At 71.2% G+C, this 17,422-nt stretch carries 15 protein-coding genes; 5 read left to right on the top strand and 10 right to left on the bottom strand.

What is annotated here, in order from left to right; translation table 11 throughout:
• Positions 1-90: 90 nt before the first annotated feature.
• A complete protein-coding gene (locus ACIRJT_RS30200; protein ID WP_403915244.1) occupies positions 91-1,557 on the top strand; it encodes an MFS transporter in 1,467 nt (488 codons plus the stop codon).
• A 3-nt stretch (positions 1,558-1,560) separates the two neighbouring features.
• Here ACIRJT_RS30200 and ACIRJT_RS30205 read toward each other — a convergent pair whose 3' ends face one another.
• The 5 genes from ACIRJT_RS30205 to ACIRJT_RS30225 all read right to left on the bottom strand — a co-directional run bounded on the left by ACIRJT_RS30205 (position 1,561) and on the right by ACIRJT_RS30225 (position 8,097).
• On the bottom strand, positions 1,561-2,154 hold the full coding sequence (locus ACIRJT_RS30205) for a DUF417 domain-containing protein (RefSeq protein WP_403915247.1): 594 nt from the start codon (positions 2,152-2,154) through the stop codon (positions 1,561-1,563).
• Between the two features lie 960 nt (positions 2,155-3,114).
• Positions 3,115-4,539, bottom strand: a complete 1,425-nt coding sequence (locus ACIRJT_RS30210; RefSeq protein ID WP_403915249.1) for a GH1 family beta-glucosidase — start codon at positions 4,537-4,539, stop codon at positions 3,115-3,117.
• Between the two features lie 157 nt (positions 4,540-4,696).
• On the bottom strand, positions 4,697-5,617 hold the full coding sequence (locus ACIRJT_RS30215; RefSeq protein WP_403915251.1) for a carbohydrate ABC transporter permease: 921 nt from the start codon (positions 5,615-5,617) through the stop codon (positions 4,697-4,699).
• Positions 5,614-6,591, bottom strand: a complete 978-nt coding sequence (locus tag ACIRJT_RS30220; protein WP_361333035.1) for a sugar ABC transporter permease — start codon at positions 6,589-6,591, stop codon at positions 5,614-5,616. Before ACIRJT_RS30220 ends, ACIRJT_RS30215 begins: the two co-directional genes overlap by 4 nt.
• A 201-nt stretch (positions 6,592-6,792) precedes the next feature.
• Positions 6,793-8,097: an ABC transporter substrate-binding protein gene (locus tag ACIRJT_RS30225; RefSeq protein ID WP_403915254.1), complete on the bottom strand. Its 1,305-nt coding sequence runs from the start codon at positions 8,095-8,097 to the stop codon at positions 6,793-6,795.
• Positions 8,098-8,334: 237 nt separating this feature from the next.
• Between ACIRJT_RS30225 and ACIRJT_RS30230 the strand changes: the two genes are divergently transcribed.
• Positions 8,335-11,160, top strand: a complete 2,826-nt coding sequence (locus tag ACIRJT_RS30230; protein ID WP_403915308.1) for a glycosyl hydrolase — start codon at positions 8,335-8,337, stop codon at positions 11,158-11,160.
• Between the two features lie 131 nt (positions 11,161-11,291).
• Here ACIRJT_RS30230 and ACIRJT_RS30235 read toward each other — a convergent pair whose 3' ends face one another.
• Positions 11,292-12,335, bottom strand: coding sequence for a LacI family DNA-binding transcriptional regulator (locus tag ACIRJT_RS30235; protein ID WP_403915256.1), 1,044 nt, complete (start codon positions 12,333-12,335; stop codon positions 11,292-11,294).
• Between the two features lie 337 nt (positions 12,336-12,672).
• Here ACIRJT_RS30235 and ACIRJT_RS30240 point away from each other — a divergent pair, with 337 nt between their 5' ends.
• Genes ACIRJT_RS30240 through ACIRJT_RS30250 form a run of 3 tightly spaced genes read left to right on the top strand, consistent with a single transcriptional unit; the run spans position 12,673 to position 13,840 of the window.
• The gene (locus ACIRJT_RS30240) at positions 12,673-12,915 is read left to right on the top strand and encodes a hypothetical protein (protein WP_403915257.1); all 243 of its coding nucleotides are present in this window, start codon (positions 12,673-12,675) and stop codon (positions 12,913-12,915) included.
• Positions 12,905-13,141, top strand: coding sequence for a hypothetical protein (locus tag ACIRJT_RS30245; RefSeq protein WP_403915259.1), 237 nt, complete (start codon positions 12,905-12,907; stop codon positions 13,139-13,141). Before ACIRJT_RS30240 ends, ACIRJT_RS30245 begins: the two co-directional genes overlap by 11 nt.
• A gap of 33 nt (positions 13,142-13,174) precedes the next feature.
• A complete protein-coding gene (locus ACIRJT_RS30250; protein ID WP_403915260.1) occupies positions 13,175-13,840 on the top strand; it encodes a hypothetical protein in 666 nt (221 codons plus the stop codon).
• A gap of 150 nt (positions 13,841-13,990) precedes the next feature.
• Here ACIRJT_RS30250 and ACIRJT_RS30255 read toward each other — a convergent pair whose 3' ends face one another.
• The 4 genes from ACIRJT_RS30255 to ACIRJT_RS30270 form a co-directional block, all read right to left on the bottom strand.
• Positions 13,991-14,344 carry a PRC-barrel domain-containing protein gene (locus tag ACIRJT_RS30255; protein ID WP_403915262.1) on the bottom strand — a complete coding sequence of 118 codons (354 nt, stop codon included), beginning with the start codon at positions 14,342-14,344 and terminating at the stop codon, positions 13,991-13,993.
• 168 nt (positions 14,345-14,512) lie between these two features.
• A complete protein-coding gene (locus tag ACIRJT_RS30260; RefSeq protein WP_403915264.1) occupies positions 14,513-14,683 on the bottom strand; it encodes a hydrophobic protein in 171 nt (56 codons plus the stop codon).
• A gap of 240 nt (positions 14,684-14,923) precedes the next feature.
• A complete protein-coding gene (locus ACIRJT_RS30265; protein WP_403915266.1) occupies positions 14,924-15,544 on the bottom strand; it encodes an NADPH-dependent F420 reductase in 621 nt (206 codons plus the stop codon).
• A gap of 269 nt (positions 15,545-15,813) precedes the next feature.
• The gene (locus ACIRJT_RS30270; protein WP_403915267.1) at positions 15,814-17,406 is read right to left on the bottom strand and encodes a PTS transporter subunit EIIC; all 1,593 of its coding nucleotides are present in this window, start codon (positions 17,404-17,406) and stop codon (positions 15,814-15,816) included.
• Positions 17,407-17,422: the final 16 nt, after the last annotated feature.

Here is a 17,422-nt window from a genome sequence, read left to right on the forward strand (position 1 = left end):
GGCCGAGGTGGTCAGGCCCCGCCCGTCGGTGTCTGGTCCGAGGCTTGAAACCTCCGGCGCTCATCTGGACAGAACCCCGGAGGTTTCTTCATGTCTGTCTTGCCGTCCCCGTCCCCGTCCACGGTTCCCGATCCCCGCCGATGGTGGGCGCTCGCGGTCATCGCCCTGACGCAGCTGGTGGTCGTGCTCGACGCGACCATCGTCAATGTGGCCCTCCCCCAGGCCCAGCTCGAACTGGAGCTGAGCGACACCGAGCGGCAGTGGGTCATCACCGCCTACGTCCTGGCGTTCGGCGCGCTGCTGCTGCTCGGCGGACGCGTCGCCGACTACTGGGGGCGCAAGCGCAGCTACATGGTCGGGATGCTCGGGTTCGGCGCCGCCTCCGTGTGGGGCGGTCTCGCGCAGAGCGGGACCGAGCTGATCGCGGCGCGCGGTCTTCAGGGCGTCTTCGCGGCGCTGCTGGCCCCCGCGGCGCTCGCACTGCTGACGGTCACGTTCCCGGCCGGGCGCGAGCGCGGAACGGCGTTCGCGGTCTTCGGCACCGTCGCCGGCACCGGAGCCGCGGTGGGCCTGGCGCTGGGCGGCGTCCTGACCGAGTACGCGGACTGGCGGTGGTGCCTGCTGGTCAACATCGTCTTCGCCGTGGTCGGCCTGATCGGTGCGCTGCTGTTCGTCTCCGAGAGCCGGGTCGAGGGCGACAACCGGTACGACATCTGGGGCACCCTCGCCGTCACCCTCGGTCTGGCCGCCCTGGTCTACGGGTTCACCCTGGCCGAGTCCGGATGGACCGAGCCGGACACCATCGGCTTCCTCGTCGGCGGCCTGGTGCTGCTGGCGGTGTTCGTGTGGATCGAGGGCCGCGTCGCGCAGCCGCTGCTGCCGCTGCGGATCGTGCGCGACCGCGCCCGCGCCGGAGCGTTCCTCATCCAGGCGGCCATCGGCGCCGTCTACATCGGGATGACCCTCTACCTGATGTTCCACCTGCAGATCGTGCTCGGGCTCTCCCCGCTGGCGGCCGGACTCGCGAGCCTCGCGATGACCTTCGCGACCATGATCACCGCACCCGTGGCCGCCAGGCTGCTGCCCACCCGGGGGCCGCGGGTCCTGATGACCGGTGGGCCGTTGATCGCCGCTGCCGGGATGCTGTGGCTGACCTTCGTCACGGCCGACGGAAGCTACTGGACGGAGGTCTTCGGCGGTCTCGTCGTCGTGGGCATCGGGATCGCTTTCGTGATCATCCCGGTGCAGAACGTCGCGCTCGCCGGCGTCGGTCACCACGACGCCGGCGCGGCATCGGCCCTGGTCAACTCCGCCATGCAGATCGGTGGCTGCGTGGGCCTGTCGGTGTTCACCACGATCTACCTCGGTGCCGTCGAACGGTCCGCCTCCGCCGGCTCCGGCCGGGCGACCGCCCTCACCGAGGGCTACTCCGCGGTGTTCCTCGCCACCGCCGTCACCCTGGTGGTCGCGGCGGTCGTCGCCGCGACCATGCTCCGCGGTCGTCGCACCCCGGTCACCCCGCAGGCGCCCGCCGAGGTCCCGGTCCACGTCGGCTGATCCTCACCCCTGCGGTGTTCGGTCGGTGCCGTCCGGACACCGTGCGGACCTGGAGCGGCTTCCCCAGGCGTCGGCGGCCACGACCAGGCACACCGCCACCAGGACCACGTTCTTGACGACGTACTGCCCTTCCATGGTCGGCGCGGGGGAGTGGGGCTGCCACATCGCGTCGGGGAGGAGGACGAGGGTCGAGAACACGCCGCCCATGTGGAGGAAGAACGCGACGAGGGCGGGGAGCAGCAGGCGGCCGCCGGCGATCAGGCCGATGCCGATGGCCGTCTCCAGTGCCGCGAGGGAGAGCAGCAGCACCGTCTCCGGGACGAGGCCCAGGGTCATCTTCGTGGCCGCGTCGACGGCCAGTTGCTCCGCGGGGCTGGCGGAGGGGAAGAGTTTCAGGACTCCGAAACCCACGAAGACGATCCCGACCGTCACCCTCAGCAGGACCAGGGCACGCAGGTTGACGTGGTCGGCCAGCCGTTGAAGGGGTCGGGGACCGGCTGTCGCCGGACGTTCGCGGCCGAACCCGCTGATGCGGGACGGGGGTTCAGGTGCGCTGCCGGGCGGGGGAAGGGTCGGCTCGGCGGTGTGGCTCCTCATGTGCGATCTCCCGCTGTGTCCGTGGGGGTGGGAAAGCGTGCATGGGCGACCCGCGTGGGTACGCGGGCGCCTGTAGGGCGTTTGCGGGAAGCGTCGATGCCGTCGCTTCGGCGCACGGGGTGACGGGCCCCTCGCTCGGGTCCGTCATTCCGGGGTCTTCTGTCGGCCGGCTGATGGCGGATCCGGGGGATCCGGAAGATGGGGTTGGAGGTGGGGATGACGGTGGGGACGGGGAGGTCGAACGCGTCTGGCCTGGTTCGTGGGCGAGGCAGGGGCGGCGCGTCATCACCACCGCCGACTGCCTCTCACTGCTTGGTCTAGACCATACGGATGAGGGTCCGGAGGTCAAGAGGCGTACGGAGCGGCCTCTGCCGGAGGCGACGCATTCGCGCCAAGTTGCATCAGGGTGCCCGGCGTTGGGCGCGTACGCTCACGGAACCCGAGCGCTCGGCCGCGCAGACGGTCGGGCCGGCCGTGCGGGCCGGGCCGTCACCCGGCTCACCGGCCCGGACGGGCTCCGGCCCACCCCTCTGCTGAGCAGCGTCGTTCTGCCGGCTCCGGGGCCCGGCGCGTTCCGGGGGCGCGAGCCGGACCGTACTCCCACGGCCTCTTCGAGCCATGCGGGCGCTCTGCCGCCCGCCCGGCCCGCTGCCCGCCGGTACGCGGGACTTCACCGCTGATTCATCCGGCCGAAAGTGGCCCCGCCGATTCCGGGAGAAAACTCTCATGGCCCGTACTGTGCGGCCGGGCAGGCCCGGCCGCACAGGTCCACTGCGGGCGGGCAGGCACCAGGTGGGCCGGGCGAGGGGCTGACGGGCAAGGGGCCGGCGGCAAGGAGCTGAAGGGCAGAGGGCAGGCGGCAAGGAGCTGACGGGCAAGGGGCAGGCGGCAATCAGCCGCCCCGCCTCAGCCCGCCTCGTCCACCTCGCCCGCCTCCGCCCCGCTCCTTCCGCCTCCCGCTCAGCGCTCCAGGCCGCCCCGCGCGATCGCCTCGGCGTACCACCGCGCGCTGTCCTTCGCCGTGCGGCGCTGGGACGCGAAGTCCACGTGCACGATGCCGAAGCGCTTGCTGTAGCCGTACGCCCACTCGAAGTTGTCCAGCAGTGACCACAGGAAGTACCCGCGCACGTCCGCCCCGTCCGCGATCGCCCGGTGCACCGCCGTCAGGTGGGCGTCCAGGTACGCCACCCGCTCCGGGTCGTGGACCTCGCCCTCAGGATCTGCGTAGTCGTCGTACGCCGCCCCGTTCTCCGTCACCAGCAGGGGTACGGACGGGAGTTCGTCGCGGAGGTGGGTCAGCAGCTCGTACAGGCCGTTCGCGTCGACCGGCCAGTCCATCGCGGTGCGCGGGCCGTCCGCCGGAGTGAACGCCACATGCTGTTCCGCGCCCGCCCACGGCGACGGGGACTCCGACGCACCCGCCGACACCACGCTGGGGGAGTAGTAGTTGATGCCCAGCGAGTCGATCGGCGTCGACGTCACCTCCAGGTCGCCGTCCCGGACGAACGACCAGTCCGTCACCTCCGCCGTGTCCTCGACCAGGTCCTGCGGCAGCCGCCCGTGGAAGACCGGGTCCAGGAAGATCCGGTTCGCCACCGCGTCGATCCGGCGCACCGCGTCCCGGTCCGCCTCCGTGTCGGTCAGCGGGCGCAGCGCGTGGAGGTTCAGGGTGAGGGAGACCTCGGCGGTGTCCGGCAGGAGGTCGCGCAGGACGCGGGCGCCCGCGCCGTGCGCCAGGTTCAGGTGGTGGGCGGCGCGCAGGGCCGCGAGGTCGCTGGTCCGGCCGGGGGCGTGGACCCCGTTCCCGTACCCGAGGAACGCCGCGCACCAGGGCTCGTTGAGCGTCGTCCAGGTCGGCACCCGGTCGCCCAGCGCCCCGGCCACCAGGCCCGCGTACTCCGCGAACCGGTGCGCCGTGTCCCGCTCCGGCCAGCCGCCCGCGTCCTCCAACTCCTGTGGCAGGTCCCAGTGGTAGAGCGTGGCGACCGGTCGGATCCCGGCCGCCAGCAGCTCGTCCACCAGACGGCGGTAGAAGTCCAGGCCCCGCTCCACGGCCGGGCCCCGGCCGGTCGGCTGGACCCGGGGCCAGGAGACGGAGAACCGGTAGTCCGTGACGCCGAGTTCCTTCATCAGGCGTACGTCGTCGGGCATCCGGTGCAGATGGTCGGCGGCGATGTCGCCGGTGTCGCCGTTGCGCACCTTGCCGGGTGTCCGGCTGAAGGTGTCCCAGATGGACGGCGTACGGCCGTCCTCGGCGGCCCCGCCCTCGATCTGGTACGCGGCGGTGGCCGTGCCCCACCGGAACCCGGTCGGGAAGCGGAGCACCGTACCGGTCTCGGGGAGGGCGCCTGTGGCGGTCGCCGGGCGGGCATCGACAGCGGTCATGAGACGGACACTCCAGAGTGAGGGGAGGAGAGGGAGAGCGGGAGCGGGAGAGCGGGAGCGGGAGCGAGAAGGAGCGGGCGGCCGGAGGAGGAGCCGAAGGAGAGGGAGGAGCCGAAGGAGGAGGAAGAGGAGGAGGAAGAGAAGGAGGGCTCGCGGCTCAGCCCTTGACCGCGCCCTGCATGATGCCGCCGACGATCTGCCGGCCCAGCAGGCCGAAGACCAGCAGCACGGGCAGCGTGCCGAGCAGCGTGCCGGCCATGATCACCGACTGGTCGTTGACGTAACCGCCGCCGAGCTGACGCAGCGCGACCTGCACGGTCGGTTCCTGCGAGGACAGCGCGATGATCGGCCAGAAGAAGTCGTTCCACGCCGTCATGAACGTGAGCATCCCGAGCACCGCCATCCCCGGCCGCGCGATCGGGATCACGATCGACCAGAAGATCCGGGCCGTCGACGCCCCGTCCACCCGGGCCGCCTCGATCAGCTCGTCCGGCAGCGACTGCACCAGGTACTGGCGCATGAAGAACACCCCGAACGCCGAGACCAGGCCCGGCAGGATCACCGCCTGGAGCTGGTTCACCCACTGGAGCTCGGCGATCAGCATGAAGAGCGGGATCACGCCGAGCTGCGGCGGGATCATCATCGTCCCGATCGTCAGCGTCAGCAGCGCGCCCCGGCCCCGGAACTTCAGCTTGGCGAAGGCGAATCCGGCGAGCGTGCAGCACAGGACCGTGCCGAGCGTGATCGAGCCGGACACGATCAGCGAGTTGAGCAGGGCCTTGCCGATGTCGGCCTCTTCGAGGACCGCGTCGAAGTTCTTGATGAGGTTCGGTCCGGGCAGCAGGCTCGGCGGCACCTGCGCCAGGTCCGCGTTGGACCGGCTGGCCGCGACGATCGTCCAGTAGAACGGGAACGCGGAGATCAGCAGCGCGAAGCCGAGGACGAGGTAGGAGAGCCAGCCGCCCTTCATCGTCCGGCCCGCACCCCCCTTGCCCACCCTGCGGGCCCGCCTGCCCGGCGGGTCCTGCGGCGGGCGGCCCTTCCCGGGCGCGGTCGGCGGTGCGGCGAGCGCGGTCATCGGCCGGCCTCCTTGGCGGCGCGGCGGCGCGCGATCAGGGCGTTGGCCCCGACGAGCACCACGATCAGGACGAACATCACCCAGGCGATGGCCGCGGCCCGGCCCAGGTGGAAGAAGCCCCAGCCCTGCTCGTACATGTACAGGCCGAGGGTCTGGTACTGGTGCGAGATGCCGCCGGAGATCGATCCTTCGAACAACAGCGGCTCGCCGAAGAGCTGGGTCGCGCCGATCGTCGAGATGATCACCGTGAAGACGATCGTGGGGCGGAGCCCGGGAAGTGTGACGTGGATGAACTGCCGCCAGCGCGACGCCCCGTCCATCTCCGCCGCCTCGTACAGCTCGTGCGGGATCGACTGCATGCCCGCCAGGTAGATCAGCGCGTTGTACCCGGTCCAGCGCCAGATCACGATGGTGGAGACCGCGATCTGCGAGGCGACCGTGCCCGTCTGCCAGTCCACCGGATCGAAGCCGACCAGCCCGATCACGTAGTTGATCAGCCCGAAGTCCCGGCCGAAGAGCTGCGCGAAGACGAGCGTGGCCGCGGCCACCGACGTCGCGTACGGGAGCAGGATCGCCGTCCGGATGAAGGTCCGGCCGCGCAGCTTGTAGTTGAGCAGGTGTGCGAGGCCGAGGGCCATCGCGAGCTGCGGGACCGTGGACAGCACGCCGATCGTGAACGTGTTGCGCAGCGAGATCCAGAAGTACTCGTCGGTGAACAGCGCCGTGTAGTTGGCGATGCCCCGCCACTCCATCTCGCCGCTCGTCTGGAGCTCGACCCGGTAGAGCGAGACGAACGCCGTGTAGAGGAGCGGGAAGAGGCCGAAGGCCAGGAAGAGGGTGAAGAAGGGGGCGATGTAGGCGTACGGGGAGGCCTTGCGCCAGGTGCGCCGGAGGGCGGCGGCCCGGCCGTCGTCGGGGCCGGGCCCTGTTCCGGACGGGCGGGGCCCGGCCTTCGCGGTGGCGGTGAGGGACACGGTGCGGCCCTTCGGGATCGGGAGCGGGCGGGGACGGTACGGGAGCGGGCGGGGGAGTGCGGGAGTGGGCGGGGGAGTGCGGGAGTGGGAAGGGAGTACAGCGGTGGGAAGGGAGTACGGCGGTGGGGCCGGTCCGTCCGCCGTGCGCGGGGGGACCGGCCCCTGACCGGCGGGGGTGAGGTGGTGGAGCGGTGAGCGGCGTCAGCCGATCACGTTGTCCACGCCCTTCTTCGCCGTCTGCCACGCCTTGTCCGACGAGGTGCCCTTGCGCTCGACCTCGCTCAGCGCGTTCGTGATCTGCTGCATCACGTTCTGGTCGTGCACGCCCAGCACCTGGACCGGGGACTCCTTGGCCGCGTCACCGAAGATCTGGCCGATCGGCGCACCCGAGAAGTACTCGTCCTTCGCGCCCGCGATCGTCTCGATGGCCCCCGTCGAGGACGGGAAGTTGCCCTGCTTCTGGAAGACCTTCGCCTGCTGCTCGGGGGCGGTCAGCCACTCGATCAACTGGAACGCCTCCTCCTTGTGCTTGGCCGCACGTGGGATGGAGAGGTAGGAGCCGCCCCAGTTGCCCGCGCCGCCGGGCAGCTTGGCGATGTCCCACTTGCCCTGGCCGCCGTCACCGGCCTGGCCCTTGATGTAGCCGAGCATCCAGGCCGGGCACGGGATCGTCGCGAACGAACCGGCCGCGAACGCCTGGTTCCACTGCGGGGACCACTGGTCGAGCTTGGCGCTCAGGCCCGCCTCGGCCGCCGCCACGGAGGTGTCCCAGGCTTCCTCGACCGCCGGGTTCTTCTCGTAGATCAGCTCGCCGGAGGCGTCGTAGTACCGCTCCTTCTCCTGGCCGATCATGATCCCGTAGAGCGAGCCGACGCTGTCCAGCCAGGCGCTCTTGGCGGGGGCCTTCTTCTTGTACTGCTTGCCCAGCTCCAGGTAGCCGTCCCAGGTGGACCACTGCTTCGCGAGCTCCTCGCGGTCCGTGGGCAGCCCGGCCTGCTCGAAGAGGTCGGTGCGGTAGCACATGGCCTCGGGGCCGACGTCCGTGCCGAGGCCGAGGATCTTGCCGTCCTTCGTGGTCGCCGCTGACCACTTGGCCTCGGCGAACTCGCCCTTGAGCTTGTCCGCCCCGAACTCCTTCAGGTCCTGGAACTTGTCGGCCTGCTGCTGGGTGACCGACGCGATCCGGCCCACCTCGACGCCCTGCACGTCCGCGAGACCGCCGCCGCCCGCGAGCCGGGTCTGGAGGGACTTCCAGTAGTCCGCCTCGTCCTGGGTGTCGCTCTGCTTGATCGTCACGTCCGGGTTGAGCTTCTGGTACTCCTCGTACAGCCCGGCCTCCTTGAAGCCGAAGGACCCGAAGAGGTCCACGTTGAGCGTGACCTTTCCGCCCGCGCTGTCGGAGGAGTCCGACGAGCCGCCGCCTCCACAGGCGGCGAGGAGGGCGCCGGCGAGGACGACGGCGCCGAGGCGGGTGGTGGCTCTCTTGGCGGCTCGGGCGATGGGCATGGGAAGCCTCCCTTGGCTTCGGGATGAACCGAGCGCCTTTGAGAGCGCTCTCAAAACCTGCGTCTGGAGCGTCCCCCACCGCCCCCGCCCCGTCAAGACTCGAACGCATAACAGCTTGGGGTTACGTCCTGCGCCCGCCCAACTGCCGTCCGTGCGCGTTCTCTTGACACTGACGTTTCAGGAGTTTTACGTTCCATGGCACTTGAGAGCGCTCTCGAAGGCGCTCTCGCCCCCCCCATGATCGAGGTGCTGCTCGTGCGAACCTCCCTCTCCAGACTGGCCCCCCGACTCGCCTCCAGACCCGCCGCGGCGACGCTCCTCGCCATCGCCGTGGCCGCCGTGGGCCTGGGCCCCGCCGCATCGCCCGCTGCCGCCGCCACCATCCCCGCCGGCGCCGGCAGCTACTCCGACTCCCGCCCCGCCGGTACCTCGGGCCCGACCACCAACACGGGCGCGCCCGTCACCCCCAAGCTCACCGCCGCCGCGCGGGACAAGCCGGTCCCGACCAACGACTGGTGGTCCTCGCTCGCCTACCAGCGCTACGGTGACAACCCGTACAGCACGCCCATGTACGGCCACCCGCTCACCTACCAGGCCAAGGCATCCGGCCTGGAGGTCGGCTACCCGACCACGCCCGCGATCGTCGGCGACGGCCGCCAGTACGAGTACGCCCACAAGGCCGACCTGACCGTCGGACTCAGTGGCCTGAACTCGCCCGACACCAAGGCCGACGCCTGGTCCGACTGGACGGTGACGCCCTACTGGGCCGACGGCTCCCGCACCTTCCGGGCCACCATCGGCCACGGCATGCCCTTCGTGTACGCCAAGGGCTCCGGCGGCGACGCCCGCATCACCACCGCCTCCGCGCCCACCGTCTTCTCCGACCAGGGCAACGTCCTCGGCATCACCGTCGCCGGGCACCACTACGCCCTCTTCGCCCCGACCGGCAGCGACTGGAACGTCTCCGGCACCGCGATCACGGCCGGGCTCGGCTCCAAGGACTACTTCTCGCTCGCCGTGCTGCCCTCCACGGACGCGCTCGCCACCTACCGGAAGTACGCCTTCAGCTTCGTCACCGGCTCCCAGGTGGCCTGGCAGTCCACCGGCGGCGACGTGCGGGCGACCTACAGCCTGACGACCGAGGCCAAGGAGGGCACCGAGCGCGGTACGCTCCAGGCCCTCTACCGCCACCAGTGGCTGCACACGTCCGACGCGCTGACCCCGTACACCTACGTCTCACCGCGCGGCACGATGAAGGTGCGCGAGTCCGCCTCCTTCACCACCAGCCAGAAGAACAACGGCGTCGTGCCCGCGCTGCCCGCCTCCAGCGGGGTCGACAAGGCCCGGCTGACCGGCTATCTCAACGAGGTCGCGAACGCCGCCGACCCGTTCTCGGGGGCCTCGGACACCTACTGGACCGGCAAGGCGCTCGGCCGCCTCGCCCAGCTGGTGCCCGTCGCGGACCAGATCGGGCAGACCGCCACCCGCGACAAGCTCCTCGGCCTGATGAAGGGCCGCCTCCAGGAGTGGTTCACGGCGGGCGGGGCCAGTGAGTTCAGCTACGACAAGGACTGGAAGACCCTCACCGGCTACCCGGCCTCGTACGGCAGCGACACCGAGCTCAACGACCACCACTTCCACTACAGCTACTACGTCTACGCGGCGGCGATCATCGCCCAGTACGACCAGGCCTGGGTCGCCGACTCGGCCTGGGGCACGATGATCAAGCACCTGATCCGCGACACCGCCAACGCCGGCCGCACCGACTCCGCCTACCCCTTCCTGCGCGGCTTCGACGTGTACGCGGGCCACAGCTGGGCCTCCGGCCACCAGGGCTTCGCGGCGGGCAACAACCAGGAGTCCTCCTCGGAGTCCATCAACCTCAGCGCCGCCCTGGTGCTCCTCGGCTCGGCCACCGGCGACACCAACCTCCGCGACCTCGGCAGCTACCTGCTGACCACCGAGTCCGAGGCGATCACCCAGTACTGGTTCGACGCCTCGCAGCAGGTCTTCCCCGCCTCCTTCGGCCACGACACGGTCGGCATGGTCTGGGGCAGCGGCGGCGCGTACTCCACCTGGTGGACCGCCAACCCGGAGGAGATCCACGGCATCAACGTCCTGCCGGTGACCGGCGGTTCGCTGCACCTCGCGCGTGAGAAGGCGGCCATCAAGCGGAACATCGCCGAGATGGAGCGCGAGAACGGCGGACCCGCACAGGAGTGGCGCGACCTGCTCTGGCAGTTCGAGTCGCTGTCGGACCCGGCGGCGGCGAAGGCCAAGTGGGACGGGGTGAACGGGAACTACACCCCGGAGCAGGGTGAGTCCAAGGCGCACACCTACCACTGGATCAACACCCTGAACACGGTCGGCGCGCCCGACATGACGGTCAGCGGCGACCTGCCCACCTCCGCCGTCTTCTCGAAGGCCGGCACCCGCACCTACACCGCGCACAACCACGGCTCCACCGTCCGTACGGTCACCTTCTCCGACGGCAAGTCCCTCTCCGTACCGGCCCGTTCGACGGCCACCAGCACGGGCCCCGGCGGCCCCGGGACCGACCCGGAGGAGCCCGGCGAGCCGTCCACCGGAAACACCTTCCGCCTGAAGTCCGGAGGAGTCCTCACCACCGCCACCACCGACCCGGCGGGCGCGGACACCATCGCCTCTGCCGACGGCGTCAACCGGGACGGCACTCCGTACCGGCCGACCGTCTACGAGGTGAAGAAGGTCAACGGCAAGGTCGCCTCCGGCGCGGCCACCGCGTTCCGCCTCCGGGTGGACGCGGGCACGAAGGTCGGGCTCGCCCCGCAGGTCCGGGTCAGCTACGACCTGACCGGCGACGGCACGTTCGACCGGGCCGAGACCTTCCGCTACTTCGCGACGGACCCGGTCAACGGGTGGGAGGAGTACACGCAGGCGTCCGGTACGCGGGCCGTCACCGGGAGCCTGGGCGAACTCAGGAACGGCACGGTCCGCCTGGAGGTCTGGAACGCGCTCGGCAGCGGCACGTCCCAGGTCCAGACCGGCACGGACGCGGCCGTCCTGAAGATCCCGTACGTGTAGGACGCGCGATCCCGTACGGATAAGTGGCGGGATATGTGCGTGTAGGACGCGACTCCACGGGCACGATTCGTGCGGCGGGTCTCCGGCTCCTCAGGGCGGAGGCCCGCCGCACTCCCGCACACGCCCGGCGATCAGGCCGAGGCCCGTCGTACCAGCGTCGTCGGGGTGATCACCGACTCGGGCGCCGGGCCGTTGCCCGTACGGTCCCGGTCCAGGCCGCGCAGCAGCAGGCGGGCCATCAGCCGGCCCTGCCCCTCGATGTCCTGTCTGACCGTGGTCAGCGGCGGATCGGTGGTTTCGGCCACCGAGACCATGTCGTCGAACCCGACGATCGCCACCTGCTCCGGCACGGCCACGCCGCGCTCCCGCAGCACGCGCAACGCGCCCGACGCCATCAGGTCGTTGGCGGCGAACACCGCGTCCAGGTCGGGCCGCCGCTCCAGCAGCTCCGCCATCGCCCGCGCCCCGCTCTCCACGGTGAACGCGCCCTCGGCGACGAGCGTCGGGTCCACGTCCGGCAGGACGTCCCGGTAGCCGTCGAGGCGGTCCATCGCCGAGGTCTGGTCGGGCGGTCCGCCGATGTGCGCGATCCGCTCCCGCCCGAGGTCCTTCAGATACCGCACGGCCACCCGCGCGCCGCCCCGGTTGTCCGCGTCCACATACGGGACGGCCTGGTCGCCGGGGTCGGCGGTCCAGCTGGGCCGGCCTCCGTACACCGCGGGAATCCCCGCCCGCCGGGTGATCGCGGGCAGCGGGTCGTCGGTGTGCAGCGAGAACGCCAGCGCCCCGTCGACGTGTCCGCCGGACAGATACCGTGCGATCCGGCCGAAGTCGCCGGGCCCCTCCACCAGCAGCAGGACGAGCTGGGTGTCGTGGGCGGTCAGCTCCTTGCTGATGCCCCGGATCTGCTGGGAGAAGAAGGGGTCGGAGAAGAACCGTGTCTCCGGCTCCGCGATCACGACGGCCACCGCGCCCGTCCGCCTGGTCACCAGGGTCCTGGCCGCGTGGTTCGGGATGTAGCCCAGCTCGTCGACGGCCTTGAGCACCTTGTCCACGAGCGGCTTGCGGACCCCGTCGCCCCCGTTGACGACCCGCGAGGCGGTGGCCCGCGACACCCCCGCACGTGCCGCGACGGCTTCCAGGGTGGGCCGGGACCCGGGGGACTGCTCGGGCAAGGCGATCGCTCCTCGTCGTCGACGGGGGCGGCGATACGCGGGCTGTGCGTGGGGGTGCGCGGGGTGCTGTGCGCGTACTCGGTGTCGCCGCCGGATTCTCTACAGCCTAGCGCCGGGCGCCGACAGCGCTGAGAGGGGTGAGAGCGCTTCCAGGGACGGGTCGGGACCCGCCAGGGACGGCCGGAAGAGGGGGTGAGGAAGGGCGCCGGCGGCAACCGCGGGAAGGTAACCGTCGGTAGTGGTGATGTGGTTGCCCGAACTGCGCCTCTTCCGGGCCAACTGCGCGTTGGACACGCTGGGTATGCATGGCCATCACTCAGAGTGGAAGGTGTGCGGCATGGAAGCGATGGAGCGGCGCAGGGCGGCGGCGGACCGTGTGCGGATGGCGGAGGACGCCGTGGAGCAGTTGAAGGAAGGGCTTGCGGAATTCGGGGTGAAGCTGCCGTCCCTGCGGATCGATCCGGTCTCGTGTGCGGGTGACGAACCGGCGCCCCTGGTCGACCTGGGCCGCTGCAACATCGACACCGCGATGCGGCTGTGCGAGGTGCTGGCGGAGAAGGAGAGCGGTCATGACGGGTGAGGGGCAGGAGCCGGGTGCGCCCGAGGCGGGCGGTTTCGCCGTGGACGCGCGGGACGGGCGGGTCGGCCGGGTGACGGGCCGGACCGGGCCGAACGTGCGGCTGCGGCCGCCCGGCGGCGGGCCGGAGTGGGACTGCCCGCCGGAGGCGGTGCGTCCGGCGTCACCGGGAGTGGTGCTGCGGGCCCGGGTGACCGAGATCAACAGGGAGGGGCAGCTACCGCGTTGAGGCCGGTCGGGGAGTGGCCGCTACGCTGCCCCGATGACCGGTGACGAGGGAGTACGGGCGGGAGCGCGGGCGGCGCGCCGTCTGGCCGAGCTGGGCGTGTGCGTGCTGGCGCCGGGGCTGGACGACGCGGAGTTCGACCGGATCGAGGCGGAGTACGGCATCGTGTTCGCCGACGACCACCGGGCCTTCCTGGCGGCCGCGCTGCCGGTGGACCGGGCGGAGCCGCCGGATGAGGACGAGTCCCCGCGGAACCCGTGGACCGACTGGCGGGACGGCGACCCGGCCCTCATCCGGGAGCGGCTGGAGTGGCCGGTCGACGGGCTGATTCTCTCGGTGGAGCACGGCTGGTGGCTTCCCGGTGGCCGGTGGGGGCCGCGCCCGGCGGACCCGGTGGAGGCCGTCACGGCGGCGCGGGCCGCGCTCGCCTCCGTACCGAGGCTGATCCCGCTCTACTCGCACCGGTACCTGCCGTCGCGGGGGTCGGGAGGGGCGGCGGGGGCGTTGCCCGGGGTGGCGGCTCACGGCGGCCCGGTGCTCTCGGTGGTCGGCGGGGACACCATCCACTACGGCCGGAGCCTGGAGGAGTGGGTGGAGCTGGAGTTCGTGGAGTGGGACGCGGACGAGGCGGGGGCCGCGGAGAGGTGGCAGGAGCCGGCGGCCGGTGACCGGGTGCCGTTCTGGTCGGACCTGGTGGTCTGATCGGACCTGGTGGTCTGGTCGGACCTGATGTCTGAGGGCCGCGGGGTTACGTCATGGAAGTCGTCCGCTCGCAGGACACCACGCACGAGGCGGCGGGGCCGGCCCCTCCTCGGGGTCGGGCCCGCCGCCGTTCGGGGGGCGTACGCCGGGTCACATGACGCGATACGCCAGGTAGTACGCGGACAGTTGCTCGTGGTAGGCCGGGTCGTCGGACTGCTGGTGACGGTCGAACTCCGGGGAGTCCTTGACCTGTTCCTTGGTGAGGTCGACGTAGACCTTCCGGTCCTCGGTGTCGATGCGCTTCACCGTGCCCGCGGGCAGCAGGACGTCCTTGCCGAAGATCCAGACTCCGGTGTCGACGAGCAGATAGGCCGAGCCCACCTCGTCGGAGTGCTTGTCGATCTTTCCGATACTGCCGTCGGTGGCCTCGACCGAATAGCCGGTCAGATCGGCGCCCGCGGTGTGACCGCTCGACGGCTGATAGCCCCACAGGGATTCGCTCATTGTGGCTCCTTTCGCGAAGGCCGCCCAGCTTGTTCTCGTGGCGGATCGGCGATGCGTCACGGATACGTTCGCTGAACGATATTTCCGCTGGACTCCGTGTGCCCGGGGAGAGGCGGCGTACACCTGGAAGGCGCGGCCCCTCCTTCGTTTCCGCCGGTCAGGGCAGGGCTACCAGCGGTACCAGCGGCCCCGTCGGCCGCCGCTCGCGGCGGGACGGACGAAGAATCCTATGAGCCACACCACCAGCACGATCACGGCTATCCACCAGAGAGCCTTGACCGCGAATCCGACACCGAAGAGAAGAAGGGCGAGCAGGAGAACGAGAAGCAGGGGGACCATGACTATCAACCTCCGCGCATTCACGTTCCCGCTTATGCTTTGCTCACGCGTGAAGGGTGGACAGCCGTGAGACCGATGGACACGCTGTTCACGGAACCGAACGAGGACGGCACCTACAAGCACACGGACGCGGTGCCGTTCGGCAAGCCGCTGACCGTGCCGCCCCCGTTCGACGCGCAGTTGACGACCGGGGAGTTTCCGGGGCCCGCCGTCCAGGCCCGTTTTCCGGCGCGTGTCCGCCTACGGGCGGGTGACCACCTTGATGTTGAAGGTGTGGGACCCCACGCCGCCCGCGATGCCCATGAAGAGGAACGCGAAGTGCTCCTGGCCGCGCGCCGTGGTGATGCCGCCGATGTCGAGCTGGGAGGACTCCGGCCACCCGAGGTCCGTGAGCAGGCGGCCGGTGGTGCGCTTGGCCTCGGCGTCGTCGCCGGAGAGGAAGACCGTGCCCGGCTCGGTGAGTTCGCCCGGGGTGGTCATGGTGGTGGAGTCCATCGTGCAGAGCGTCTTGACGACCGGAGTCAGCGGGAACGCCTCCTGGATCAGTTCGCCCAGGCTGCTGTTGGGGTGGGTGAGCGCGCTGAAGTCGTCGGAGAGGCCGACGCCGACGTCGATCAGCAGCGTGCCGGCCAGGGCCGGGGCTCCGATGGAGCGCAGCAGGTCCACGGAGACGCCGCCGGGAGTGGCGTTGACCAGGACCTCCGCGTGCGCGGCCGTCTCGTCGAGACCGGCGACGGGCAGTCCGAGGTCGGTGCGTTCTTCGGGCCGACGTGATCCGAGGAGGACGTCGTGTCCTGCGGCGCGCCAGCCGTGGGCCAGGGCGCGGGCGACATTTCCGGTACCGAGAAGTCCTATTCGCATGGGGCGACGCTAGCCAGTGGGCCCCTGGGGCGTATCGGGCTGGAGACCGGGGCGGGGCGGTCCCTGAGGCGTAGGCCGCAGGACGCCCCTGGCGTCGGTCGAAGTTCGTGCCGGTGAGTGGGGGACGTCAGCTGACGCTTCTGTCGCCTCCCTGCGACCCCGGCCCTCGTAGGCCGACAGGAGGCGGCGCAGGACGCCCCCGGTGCTCGCCCGCCCGCCGGAACGGGTTGGGGGAGCACCGGGGGCGGGCCGGGCAGGGGGCGGCGGGGTCAGACGCCGGCCGGGGTTCTGGCCGGGGAGGTGCCGGGGTCGGTGCCGTCGGAACCGGTGCCGTCGGAGCCGGTGCCGGCGGGGGTGGCCGGCGTGGTGGCGGGGTGGGTGTTGCCCGTGGCGGCGACCGTGGACGGGGCCGGTTCCTGGGAGACGTTGAACTCGGCCAGCAGGTCCTTGCCGAAGCCGAAGAAGTACGTCGCGACGAACCCGGCGACGTAGCCGACGAGCAGGCCGCCCGCGTAGATCGCGATCGTCGAGCCCAGGCCGTGGTTGCCGTCGAGGAGGGGGAACAGGGCCCAGCCGGACGGGCCGATGGCCGTCGAGCCGACCGTGTCGCCGAGCTGGTTGAACAGGCCGACGAAGCCCGCCCCGAACGCGCCGCCGACGCACGCCGTGACGAACGGGCGGCCGAGGGGGAGCGAGACGCCGTAGATCAGGGGTTCGCCCACGCCCAGCAGGCCCGCCGGGAGCGCCGACTTGATGGTGCGGCGGATCGACTCGTTGCGGGGGAGGCGGAAGTAGACGGCCACGGCCGCGCCCACCTGGCCCGCACCGGCCATCGCGAGGATCGGGAGCAGGACCGTGTAGCCCTGCTGCTCGATGAGCGTGGTGTGGATCGGGATCAGCGCCTGGTGCAGGCCCAGCATCACCAGGGGCAGGAACAGGCCACCGAGCACGAAGCCCGCGCCCGCGCCGCCGTTGGACAGCAGCCAGTCGGCGAACGTGCCGATCGCGGAGGACACCTCGCCCGCCACGTACATCAGGCCGAAGATCGTCACCAGGCCGGAGATCAGCACCGTCAGGGTCGGGGTGACCAGGACGTCCAGGGCCTCCGGCACCCAGCGGCGGCACCACTTCTCCACGTACACCGCCAGCACGGCCGCGCCCAGCGCGCCGAGCACACCGCCCTGGCCCGGGGAGAGGGTCTGGCCGAAGGCGTCGATGTTCGCGACGCCCGGGAAGACGATGATCGCCGCCACCGCACCGCCCAGGATCGGCGTACCGCCGAACTCCTTCGCGGTGTTGTAGCCGACGAACACCGCGATCAGCGCCATGAAGCCGGACGCCATCGCCGCCAGCGCGGGCGTCACGGCGGGCAGCCACTGGAGGTTCACCAGCAGGCCGTTGAGGCCCGCGATGATCCCGCAGCCGATGAGCGCCGGGATCAGCGGTACGAAGATGTTGGCGATTCTGCGCAGGAACAGCTTGAACGGGGTGGCGTTCCTCGCCTTCCGCTGGGCCTTGATCGCCGCGCCCTGGGCCGCCAGCTCCTCGGCCGAGACGGGGGCCGTAGCGGGCTCGGGGGCCGGTTCGGGCGCGGCCTCGCGGGCCTCGTCGACCAGCTTCTCGAACTCCGGGGTGACCCGGGCGACCGTGCCCGGACCCAGCACGATCTGGTACGTGTCGTCCTCGACGACGCCCATCACGGCGGGCAGGGCCTTCAGCGCCTCGTCGTCGACGAGGGACCGGTCGTGCAGACCGAGGCGGAGCCGGGTCATGCAGTGGGCGATGGAGGCGACGTTCGCCCCGCCGCCGACGAGCGGCAGGATCGCGGCGGCGGTGGCGCGGTTCTTGTCTTCTGTGGCCATGGTGCTCGGTGCCTTG

This window comes from Streptomyces sp. NPDC102283 (genome assembly GCF_044766265.1).
Classification (GTDB): Bacteria; Actinomycetota; Actinomycetes; order Streptomycetales; family Streptomycetaceae; genus Streptomyces.

Excerpts from the sequence above, each read along its gene's own strand:
- ACIRJT_RS30215 (WP_403915251.1), bottom strand. The coding sequence starts at position 5,617 with ATGACCGCGCTCGCCGCACCGCCGACCGCGCCCGGGAAGGGCCGCCCG.
- ACIRJT_RS30200 (WP_403915244.1), top strand. The coding sequence starts at position 91 with ATGTCTGTCTTGCCGTCCCCGTCCCCGTCCACGGTTCCCGATCCCCGC.
- ACIRJT_RS30230 (WP_403915308.1), top strand. The coding sequence starts at position 8,335 with ATGATCGAGGTGCTGCTCGTGCGAACCTCCCTCTCCAGACTGGCCCCC.
- ACIRJT_RS30260 (WP_403915264.1), bottom strand. The coding sequence starts at position 14,683 with ATGGTCCCCCTGCTTCTCGTTCTCCTGCTCGCCCTTCTTCTCTTCGGT.
- ACIRJT_RS30225 (WP_403915254.1), bottom strand. The coding sequence starts at position 8,097 with ATGCCCATCGCCCGAGCCGCCAAGAGAGCCACCACCCGCCTCGGCGCC.
- ACIRJT_RS30255 (WP_403915262.1), bottom strand. The coding sequence starts at position 14,344 with ATGAGCGAATCCCTGTGGGGCTATCAGCCGTCGAGCGGTCACACCGCG.
- ACIRJT_RS30205 (WP_403915247.1), bottom strand. The coding sequence starts at position 2,154 with ATGAGGAGCCACACCGCCGAGCCGACCCTTCCCCCGCCCGGCAGCGCA.
- ACIRJT_RS30210 (WP_403915249.1), bottom strand. The coding sequence starts at position 4,539 with ATGACCGCTGTCGATGCCCGCCCGGCGACCGCCACAGGCGCCCTCCCC.
- ACIRJT_RS30270 (WP_403915267.1), bottom strand. The coding sequence starts at position 17,406 with ATGGCCACAGAAGACAAGAACCGCGCCACCGCCGCCGCGATCCTGCCG.
- ACIRJT_RS30240 (WP_403915257.1), top strand. The coding sequence starts at position 12,673 with ATGGAAGCGATGGAGCGGCGCAGGGCGGCGGCGGACCGTGTGCGGATG.
- ACIRJT_RS30245 (WP_403915259.1), top strand. The coding sequence starts at position 12,905 with ATGACGGGTGAGGGGCAGGAGCCGGGTGCGCCCGAGGCGGGCGGTTTC.
- ACIRJT_RS30250 (WP_403915260.1), top strand. The coding sequence starts at position 13,175 with ATGACCGGTGACGAGGGAGTACGGGCGGGAGCGCGGGCGGCGCGCCGT.
- ACIRJT_RS30265 (WP_403915266.1), bottom strand. The coding sequence starts at position 15,544 with ATGCGAATAGGACTTCTCGGTACCGGAAATGTCGCCCGCGCCCTGGCC.